The following is a 9090-nucleotide window of genomic DNA, read 5'->3' as shown; positions in this document are numbered from 1 at the left end:
AAAAAAAAAAATCATAGTATAACATAATAAAAATTGTAAAATCAGCGTTGTTATTTATCAAGTGGTTTCTCCAGACTTGATCTTTTTAGACCATACTTATAGGGCAGTTATCCGATGAATGCTACTCTCCAAAACCTTAGCAATCTATACAATAAAAATAAGTACTTCCAATATAGAATGAATAGCTTCTCCTTTTACAGAATAGGACAGTTTTTGTGTCAACCCAAATACACATTGACGCTAATGTTGATGCTGTTAAGCTCATTTATGATGACTGTACAAGCAGCGACCGTTAGCGTTAGTAACTATCCTTTGTTTTTATTAAGTGAGGCCGTCACTAAAGGCGCGCCATCAGCCAATCGACTACTGCAAGCAGGGGAGGTCGGACATCATGGCAGTATCAGCCCTGGTGATATTAAAGCCATTCAAGACAGTAAGTTTGTTGTGTGGTTTGGTGAGCCATTAGAGAACAACCTTGCATCGAGCTTGAACACAGCACCAAATGCGATTGCTTTATTTGGCTTTGATGCTTTTAACCGTCACCCATTACGTGATGTCAAAGGCCAACCTATTGCAGATACTTTAGACCCGCACATTTGGCTCGATCCTGAAAACGCCAAAGCCATCACCCGTGCACTGGCAGTGATTCACAGTCATGCAAACCCTCAGCATAAAAATTTGTATCAAGCCAACGCAAAGAAGTTTGCCCAACGACTGGATAGAGCAGTAGAGTTGACGCAACTAGATAATCGAAAAACCTATCCTTATTGGGCTTATCATGATGCTTACCAATATATTGAAAAAGCGCTGCAATTACAGCTTGCTGGTAGTTTGAGTACGGACCATCATTTGGCACCTAAAGCCAGTCAGATTCGTTGGCTTAATGAGCAGCGTCCCGTTAAAAAAATGTGTTTGGTTAGTCCAAGCGCTCCGGGTAAAGGTTTGCTTGCTAAGCTTCAGCCAGTAGATATGATTGTACAGCCTGAAGACATGAGCGGTAGCAAAGACTTCGTTAGCGGCTGGAGTAACATGGTGCAAAAATTACGTAACTGTATATCTTAATAATCAACAAACAACACAATGTTTTGAGTAATGAGTGGGCCAATTTGGCATTTAAGGATTATTTAGTATTTTTATGAACCATTAATTAACGATAACGAATTAAAGGCTTGATATTTGCCATATATTACTTGCTAATTACTCAGTTGCTCCTTATAATAAGTGGCGTTTTATTTTGGTTAAAAGGTTATATCTGTATAGTGAACCGTTCATAGAGAAGTATGCCATTTACACGCTACTATGACTTGAATGCTACGGTTATTATTCCAACGCTATAGGTAAGCTGATGACCAAACCTGCCAAACGTACGCAAAGAGATCAAATCGGCGTCTATATTAAACGTCAAGCGTGGATACTATTTATCCTTATTATTGTCGCTTGGATTATAGATGTCAGTTGGCTTAGCAGTGATCTTGTCGTAGCAAAAAGTACTGCGATTGGTGCGCTATTAAGTTTTGTTACTCAAGCTGTATTTGCTGGATTTATCTTTTGGTACACAGGATATCGCGCGCGCCAACATATTGTTAGCCAGCTATATCGAGGTCAAATGGCCAAATGGTTGTTGACTGTGTTTGGTTTCGCACTAATTTTTATTACCATACGACCCCTGTCAGCGCCCGCGCTATTCATCGGTTTTATGGTAATGCAGATTAGTCACAGTTGGATGTTGTGGCATATACGTTAATGATAAATGACAGTCGCTTATGATGATTTTCTGAGCTTTTGTATTTATCCGATATAACGCCATATTTATTCTATAAATATAATGCTGTTAATAGCATAAAAATGTCATCCTGCCGTCCAACTTCTCTACGACTAAGTCGAAAATTAATAAATGATGTGTTTTTGAAGTTTTATAAGACTAATAATTACTATAAACATAATTGCTTAAAAATAATGTTTTACAATTTAATTAAGAGCGCAAACCTATATTGTTAAACGTTACAAGCTACTATAATAGTTACATAGCAGATAAAAAACACATAATTGCCTTTACACGAATACTACGCTGCATTAAGATAGGCAGCTAATTATTTTGCTTAAACGTGCTGTATTGAGCACATATCTTGCAAATCAAGATATCGGCAAACACTAATATGATAACTTTAAGTACGTTTATGTGCAGATGCTAAGGGCTAGTAATGAATACTCATAAGCCCTTTTTTGATAACTAAATTTTATTGAAGTCTGTCAAAAACCAGTAACTGCACCAGAAGTATGGGTTGGATGTTGTTGATTACATGAGAGTGCGAAAACGATTTATTTGCAGATAATACGAACCTATAAGATGCTATTAATCTTCTTAAAAGTTCAGTTAGGTCAGGCAAATATTGTTATTAGTATACTTATCAGATGACAACCGTATTCTTTGGTAGTTGATTCAATCGTTGATTAATAAGAAGCTTATATTATGGCAGCCGAGCAACAAACATCATCAGAATATATCTCTCACCACTTAACGAACTGGACGTATGGCTATCTGCCAGGCGAAGGTTGGAAAGTTGCCTATACTGCTGAAGAAGCGGGACAAATGGGCTTTAATGCTATCCACCTTGACTCTATGCTATGGTCAATTGGTCTGGGTATTTTATTTTGTGCCATCTTTTGGATGGTTGCCAAAAAAGTGACTTCAGGCGTGCCAAGCAAAACTCAAGCGGCAGTTGAATTAATCGTTGAGTTTGTTGATAACAACGTTCGTGATTCTTACAGTGGTACCTCAAAGTTGATTGCACCTTTGGCATTGACCATTTTTGTCTGGATCTTCTTGATGAACCTAATGGATTTATTGCCTATCGACTTTATTCCAAGTCTAGCGGGCCAGATTGGTGCCGCGATGGGCCATGATCCACATCACGTGTTCTTTAAGATTGTTCCAACAACTGATCCCAATATCACGCTTGGCATGTCATTCTCAGTCTTTTTGTTAATTCTTTTTTATAGCATCAAAGAGAAAGGCGTGGGCGGTTTTGTTGGTGAGTTAACACTACATCCGTTTAGTGCCAAGAATCCTATCTTGCAAATTATTTTAATCCCCATCAACTTCATCTTAGAAGCGGTTACCTTAATTGCAAAGCCTGTTTCATTAGGTTTGCGTTTATTCGGTAACATGTATGCTGGGGAATTGATTTTCATACTGATTGCTCTAATGCCATTTTGGATTCAATGGGCGTTATCGGTACCGTGGGCTATCTTCCACATTTTGATTATTACACTTCAAGCGTTCGTATTTATGATGCTCACGATAGTTTACTTGTCGCTTGCATCATCAACTGAACATTAATTAGACATTCAATAGGTAAATGAGGATACATCAATGGATCCAGTATTAGGTGGTTACACAGTTATCGCAGTAGCGTTACTTATCGGTCTTGGTGCACTTGGCACAGGTATTGGTTTTGCTATTCTAGGTGGTAAGTTCTTAGAAGGGGTTGCGCGTCAACCAGAGCTTGGCTCACAGTTGCAAACTCGTATGTTCATCGTAGCAGGTCTTTTGGATGCTATTCCGATGATCGGTGTTGGTATTGCTATGCTATTGTTGTTCGCTAACCCTCTAGCAGGTTAATCCGAAAGCTCAGTTGTAAGTGTTTGGTGTTCAAAGATTTACTATCAAATATAGTCAAGATTTGACTGCCAAACATGACCAATTAAACTGATTTTTCATTAACAAAGAGGTGATCACGTGAATATCAATTTTACCCTCGTCGGTCAAGCCATTGCTTTTGCAATATTTGTGATTTTTTGCATGAAATTCGTGTGGCCACCACTTATTGGGGCTATCAACGAACGTCAGCGTAAAATCGCTGAAGGCTTAAATGCCGCAGAAAAAGCAAAAGCAGACCTGGCAACCGCGGAGCAAGATGTCCAGCAGGAACTCGATGCTGCTAAGACTAAAGCTGCTGCTTTAATCGAGCAAGCTAATAAAAGTGCCAACCAGCTTGTCGAAGATGCAAAAACGCAAGCCCAAGCAGAAGGTGAGCGTATTCGCCAACAAGCGCAAGCTTCTATCGAACAAGAAATTAACCAAGCGCGTGAATCATTACGTGCGCAAGTTGCTGAACTGGCTGTACTTGGTGCTGAGAAGATTTTGCAAGACAAAGTCGATGAGCAAAAACATGCCAGTATGTTAGACCAACTGGCGGCGAAGCTGTAATTGTGAGGATATCATGGCTGACTTATCAACCTTAGCACGACCGTACGCTAAAGCCGCGTTTGACTATGCCAACGAAAATGGGGTAGTAAATGAGTGGGAAAACTTCTTATTTATTGCCAGCCGCGTTGTCAATGACAAGTCGTTCAGTACTTGGCTGGAAAATCCAGCTGTTTCTGCTGAGCATAAGTCAGCTGCTTTGGTCGATCTTTATGATACGCAAGTAGCTGGTCCTAATGACTCTGCTTTTAAGCAGCTGTTAAATGAGAACCAAGGTGTTCTACCAAGCGGTGACACCAGCTATACGAAAGTATCAGTAGCACTTAGTAACTTCATTAAACAGTTATCAGAACAAGAGCGTCTGGCACTGCTTCCTGAAGTTTATGAGCATTATCGCCGTCACAAGGCAATAAGCTTAAAGCAGCTTGACGCATATGTAACTTCTGCCTATCCATTGACCGATGCCCAGCGCGAAACGATTCAAACGCGTCTTGCCGCATCGCTCAATGCTAGTGTGGTAATTCATGAGTCAGTTGATCCAAGTCTATTGGCAGGCGCTACAATCAAAGTCGGTGACAAAGTCATTGATGATTCAATGCGCGGCAAGTTACAACAGTTAAAAACACAGCTAACTGCCTAATGCCATTCAGTGACGCAGTCATATAAAATCTGCGTGAACGTAAGAGCATTTAAGTCAGTGGGCGGGTTATCATAAATTAAAGGAAACAAGGCAATGCAACAATTGAATCCAGCGGAAATCAGTAACCTGATTAAGCAGCGTATTCAAGACCTTGATGCGGGTGCAACTGCAAAGAATGAAGGCACGATTGTCAAAGTATCTGACGGTATCGTGCAGATTCATGGTCTTGAAGATGCCATGTACGGCGAAATGATTGAGTTTGAAGGCGAAATCTATGGAATGGCGCTTAACCTAGAGCGTGATTCTGTTGGCGCGGTAGTACTTGGTGATTACCTACAGCTGCAAGAAGGTCAAAAAGCCTATTGTACTGGTCGTATTCTTGAAGTACCAGTAGGTCCTGAGATGCTAGGCCGTGTTGTTGATGCCTTGGGTAATCCCATTGATGGCAAAGGTCCTATCGATGCCAAATTGACAGATAAAGTCGAAAAAATCGCTCCAGGTGTTATCGATCGTCAATCAGTTGATCAACCAGTGATGACAGGTTATAAAGCCGTTGATACTATGATTCCAATCGGTCGTGGTCAGCGTGAGCTTATTATTGGTGACCGTCAGACTGGTAAAACAGCAATGGCTATCGATGCGATCATCGCCCAGAAAGCTTCTGGCATCAAGTGTGTATACGTCGCAGTCGGTCAGAAACGCTCTACTATTGCCAACGTCGTACGTAAGCTTGAGCAAACCGGTGCTTTAGAATATACCACCGTTGTAGTCGCTTCGGCATCAGAGCCAGCAGCACTACAGTACCTTGCACCATACTCAGGCTGTACAATGGGTGAGTACTTCCGTGATCGCGGTGAAGATGCACTAATTGTATTCGATGACTTGTCAAAACAAGCTGTTGCTTATCGTCAGATTTCACTGTTGCTACGTCGTCCGCCAGGTCGTGAAGCTTATCCTGGTGATGTATTCTACTTACATTCACGCCTACTTGAGCGTGCATCACGTGTAAATGCCGATTATGTAGAAAAGTTCACCAACGGTGAAGTGAAAGGTAAAACAGGTTCTTTAACCGCACTACCTATCATCGAAACCCAAGCAGGTGACGTATCAGCATTCGTACCGACTAACGTGATCTCGATCACTGATGGTCAGATCTTCTTAGAATCAAGCTTATTTAACTCAGGTATCCGTCCTGCGGTTAACGCTGGTATCTCAGTATCTCGTGTTGGTGGCTCTGCTCAGACTAAGATCATTAAAAAGCTCTCTGGTGGTATTCGTACCGCGCTAGCACAGTACCGTGAATTGGCAGCCTTTGCTCAGTTTGCCTCTGATCTTGATGATGCGACTCGTGAGCAGCTTGATCATGGTGAGCGCGTCACCGAGCTGATGAAGCAAAAACAGTATCAACCTATGTCAATTGCTGAACAAGCAGCGGTTATTTATGCTTCAAACGAAGGATTCTTGGCGGATGTACCAGTTGAAAAGATTGGTGCTTTTGAAGAAGCTTACTTACGCTATATGCATGATGAGCAAAGTGAATTGATGCGCGAGATTGATGATACTGCGAATTATAACGATGATATCGCAGGACGTTTAAAGTCAGCAGTACAGACTTTTAAACAGAATCACAGTTATTAATTTAACGGGTTAAGCCGGATTGGTTATAATTTAATTGTTAAAATGGGCGCGTTGTCTAAGCAGATATTTGCGCCATTATTCTAACCATTGACGGTATTAGTCGCGTCATGCAAAACATGTAATGAGTACTCTGATAGAGTGATACTATATATTAACTGTATGTTGCATGCGCAAATGCTTTTTAACCCTCTTATATTGGAATCATTATGGCAAGCTTAAAAGAGATACGTGCCAAAGTCACCAGTATTAAAAGCACCCAAAAAATCACTCGTGCTATGCAAATGGTAGCGGCGAGTAAGATGCGCCGTGCTCAAGAGCGCATGGAAGTGGGTCGCCCGTATGCTGATAGTATGCGCCGGGTTATTTCACATTTGGTGCATGCTTCATCAGACTACAAACACCCATACATGGTATCGCGTCCGGTCAACAAGGTTGGCTATATCGTCATTACCTCTGATCGTGGTCTGGCGGGTGGTTTGAATATTAATTTATTCAAGGCTCTATCTAAGAGTATTCGAGATTATCAAGACCAGTCTGTACAAACTGAATTTGCAGTCATTGGCGCTAAAGGGGTGAGTTTTTTCAAAAACTTTGGTGGTAAAGTGACGTCAGCGGTGACTGACTATGGCGATAAACCAACGTTTGAGCAAATAAACTCTCCCGTTCAGGCCATGCTCGAGGATTATAGTAACGGCAATATTGACCGTATCTATGTGGTATATAACCAGTTTGTTAATGCCATGACTCAAAAGCCAACCGTCAATCAATTGGTTCCTTTACCGGAGCGCTCATTTGATGATGAAGAAAGTGGCATACAGACAGAGCTTAGCTGGGATTATATCTATGAGCCTGACATCAAGACGTTGATTGATGAATTGCTTGGTCGCTATATTGAGTCGATTGTTTATCAAGCGGTAATGGAAAACATTGCTTCTGAGCAGTCCTCACGTATGGTAGCGATGAAAGCAGCAACAGATAATGCTGGTGACCTTATTAACGATTTACAGTTGGTTTATAACAAGCTGCGTCAAGCGGCGATTACTCGAGAGATCTCGGAAATCGTTGGCGGTGCTGCTGCTGTTTCATAATTGACTACACCTATATATAGAAGTTCAAGGAGAACGCAATGAGTAGCGGTCGTATTGTACAGATTATTGGCGCGGTTCTTGACGTTGAGTTTGACCGTAACGAAGTTCCTCAAATTTTTGATGCCTTGCAAGTAGACGGTACCGAAACCACCCTAGAAGTACAGCAACAGCTAGGTGATGGTATTGTACGTACTATTGCCATGGGATCAACCGAAGGCCTAAAGCGTAACCTTCCTGTTACTAATACCGGTGCAGCTATTTCTGTGCCAGTCGGTACAGGTACGCTAGGTCGTATTATGGATGTTCTTGGTCGTCCTATCGACGAAGAAGGTCCTGTTGTAGCGGAAGAAAAATGGTCGATTCACCGTGATGCACCAAGCTATGCAGAGCAGTCAAATAGTACTGAGCTGCTAGAGACAGGTATTAAAGTTATCGATCTACTCTGCCCATTTGCTAAAGGTGGTAAAGTTGGACTATTTGGTGGTGCTGGTGTTGGTAAAACCGTCAACATGATGGAATTGATCAACAACATCGCCCTAAAACACGAAGGTCTATCAGTATTTGCTGGTGTTGGTGAGCGTACTCGTGAAGGTAACGATTTCTATCATGAAATGCAAGAAGCTGGCGTTGTTAATACTGAAGACTTTAGTAAGTCTAAAGTTGCAATGGTATATGGTCAGATGAATGAGCCACCAGGTAACCGTCTACGTGTTGCACTGTCTGGTCTTACTATGGCTGAGTACTTCCGTGATACCAAAGATCCTGCCACTGGCAAAGGTCGTGACGTACTACTATTTGTTGATAACATCTATCGCTATACGCTAGCGGGTACTGAAGTATCAGCACTTCTTGGTCGTATGCCATCAGCGGTTGGTTATCAGCCAACACTCGCTGAAGAGATGGGTATGCTGCAAGAGCGTATTACTTCAACGCAGTCAGGTTCAATCACCTCAGTACAGGCCGTTTATGTACCAGCCGATGACTTGACAGATCCATCACCAGCAACGACGTTTGCTCACTTGGATGCGACAGTTGTACTAAGCCGTGACATCGCCTCACAAGGTATCTATCCTGCGGTTGATCCACTAGATTCAACCTCACGTCAGTTAGATCCACAAGTGATCGGTGAAGAACACTATAACGTTGCTCGCGGTGTGCAGGAAGTGTTGCAGCGCTATAAAGAGCTAAAAGACATCATCGCCATTCTAGGTATGGATGAGTTGTCAGAAGAAGATAAATTAGTTGTTTACCGTGCTCGTAAGATCCAGCGCTTCTTGTCGCAGCCATTTCACGTTGCCGAAGTCTTTACTGGTGCGCCTGGTAAATATGTGCCACTACGCGATACCATTGCTAGCTTTAAAGCAATCATCGCTGGTGAATACGATGATCTACCAGAGCAAGCTTTCTACATGGCTGGTACCATCGAAGAAGTAGTCGCCAAAGCAGAGAAAATGAAATCTACTGCAGCATAAGTTGTGTTAGTATTTACTAAAGCGTAAGTAGGCTGTTCAAGCCTA

Annotated in this window: 9 protein-coding genes; all 9 read left to right on the top strand. The window is 41.9% G+C overall.

Translation table 11 applies throughout. The features are described 5' to 3' along the window. Positions 1 to 267 precede the first annotated feature (267 nt). The 9 genes from PENNN9_RS10430 to atpD all read left to right on the top strand — a co-directional run bounded on the left by PENNN9_RS10430 (position 268) and on the right by atpD (position 9045). On the top strand, positions 268 to 1062 hold the full coding sequence (locus tag PENNN9_RS10430; RefSeq protein WP_227511796.1) for a metal ABC transporter solute-binding protein, Zn/Mn family: 795 nt from the start codon (positions 268 to 270) through the stop codon (positions 1060 to 1062). A gap of 283 nt (positions 1063 to 1345) precedes the next feature. Next, entirely contained in the window at positions 1346 to 1744 is a 399-nt protein-coding gene (locus PENNN9_RS10425) for an ATP synthase subunit I (RefSeq protein ID WP_058369622.1), read from the top strand. 726 nt (positions 1745 to 2470) lie between these two features. After that, positions 2471 to 3340 carry a F0F1 ATP synthase subunit A gene (gene atpB, locus PENNN9_RS10420; protein WP_058369621.1) on the top strand — a complete coding sequence of 290 codons (870 nt, stop codon included), beginning with the start codon at positions 2471 to 2473 and terminating at the stop codon, positions 3338 to 3340. A 33-nt stretch (positions 3341 to 3373) separates the two neighbouring features. After that, positions 3374 to 3622, top strand: coding sequence for a F0F1 ATP synthase subunit C (gene atpE / locus PENNN9_RS10415; protein WP_010197960.1), 249 nt, complete (start codon positions 3374 to 3376; stop codon positions 3620 to 3622). 117 nt (positions 3623 to 3739) lie between these two features. After that, positions 3740 to 4210: a F0F1 ATP synthase subunit B gene (locus PENNN9_RS10410; RefSeq protein ID WP_058369620.1), complete on the top strand. Its 471-nt coding sequence runs from the start codon at positions 3740 to 3742 to the stop codon at positions 4208 to 4210. 13 nt (positions 4211 to 4223) lie between these two features. Then, positions 4224 to 4847 carry a F0F1 ATP synthase subunit delta gene (locus PENNN9_RS10405; protein WP_058369619.1) on the top strand — a complete coding sequence of 208 codons (624 nt, stop codon included), beginning with the start codon at positions 4224 to 4226 and terminating at the stop codon, positions 4845 to 4847. Positions 4848 to 4940: 93 nt separating this feature from the next. Further along, complete coding sequence (gene atpA, locus PENNN9_RS10400) at positions 4941 to 6485, top strand: F0F1 ATP synthase subunit alpha (RefSeq protein ID WP_058369618.1); 1545 nt, start codon at positions 4941 to 4943, stop codon at positions 6483 to 6485. A 206-nt stretch (positions 6486 to 6691) separates the two neighbouring features. Beyond that, positions 6692 to 7573 (top strand): F0F1 ATP synthase subunit gamma, encoded by an 882-nt coding sequence (gene atpG / locus PENNN9_RS10395; protein WP_058369617.1) that lies wholly within the window; start codon positions 6692 to 6694, stop codon positions 7571 to 7573. Between the two features lie 38 nt (positions 7574 to 7611). Further along, positions 7612 to 9045 carry a F0F1 ATP synthase subunit beta gene (gene atpD, locus PENNN9_RS10390; protein ID WP_058369616.1) on the top strand — a complete coding sequence of 478 codons (1434 nt, stop codon included), beginning with the start codon at positions 7612 to 7614 and terminating at the stop codon, positions 9043 to 9045. Positions 9046 to 9090 lie beyond the last annotated feature (45 nt).

Origin of the sequence: Psychrobacter sp. ENNN9_III, assembly GCF_001462175.1 — a bacterium.
GTDB lineage: Bacteria > Pseudomonadota > Gammaproteobacteria > Pseudomonadales > Moraxellaceae > Psychrobacter.
Note: the sequence above shows the minus strand (reverse complement) of the source record. Positions and strands in the feature narration are given on the sequence as shown.

Coding starts and splice junctions, on each gene's coding strand:
- PENNN9_RS10425 (WP_058369622.1), top strand. CDS start 1,346: ATGACCAAACCTGCCAAACGTACGCAAAGAGATCAAATCGGCGTCTAT.
- atpB (WP_058369621.1), top strand. CDS start 2,471: ATGGCAGCCGAGCAACAAACATCATCAGAATATATCTCTCACCACTTA.
- atpA (WP_058369618.1), top strand. CDS start 4,941: ATGCAACAATTGAATCCAGCGGAAATCAGTAACCTGATTAAGCAGCGT.
- atpD (WP_058369616.1), top strand. CDS start 7,612: ATGAGTAGCGGTCGTATTGTACAGATTATTGGCGCGGTTCTTGACGTT.
- atpG (WP_058369617.1), top strand. CDS start 6,692: ATGGCAAGCTTAAAAGAGATACGTGCCAAAGTCACCAGTATTAAAAGC.
- PENNN9_RS10430 (WP_227511796.1), top strand. CDS start 268: ATGATGACTGTACAAGCAGCGACCGTTAGCGTTAGTAACTATCCTTTG.
- PENNN9_RS10405 (WP_058369619.1), top strand. CDS start 4,224: ATGGCTGACTTATCAACCTTAGCACGACCGTACGCTAAAGCCGCGTTT.
- atpE (WP_010197960.1), top strand. CDS start 3,374: ATGGATCCAGTATTAGGTGGTTACACAGTTATCGCAGTAGCGTTACTT.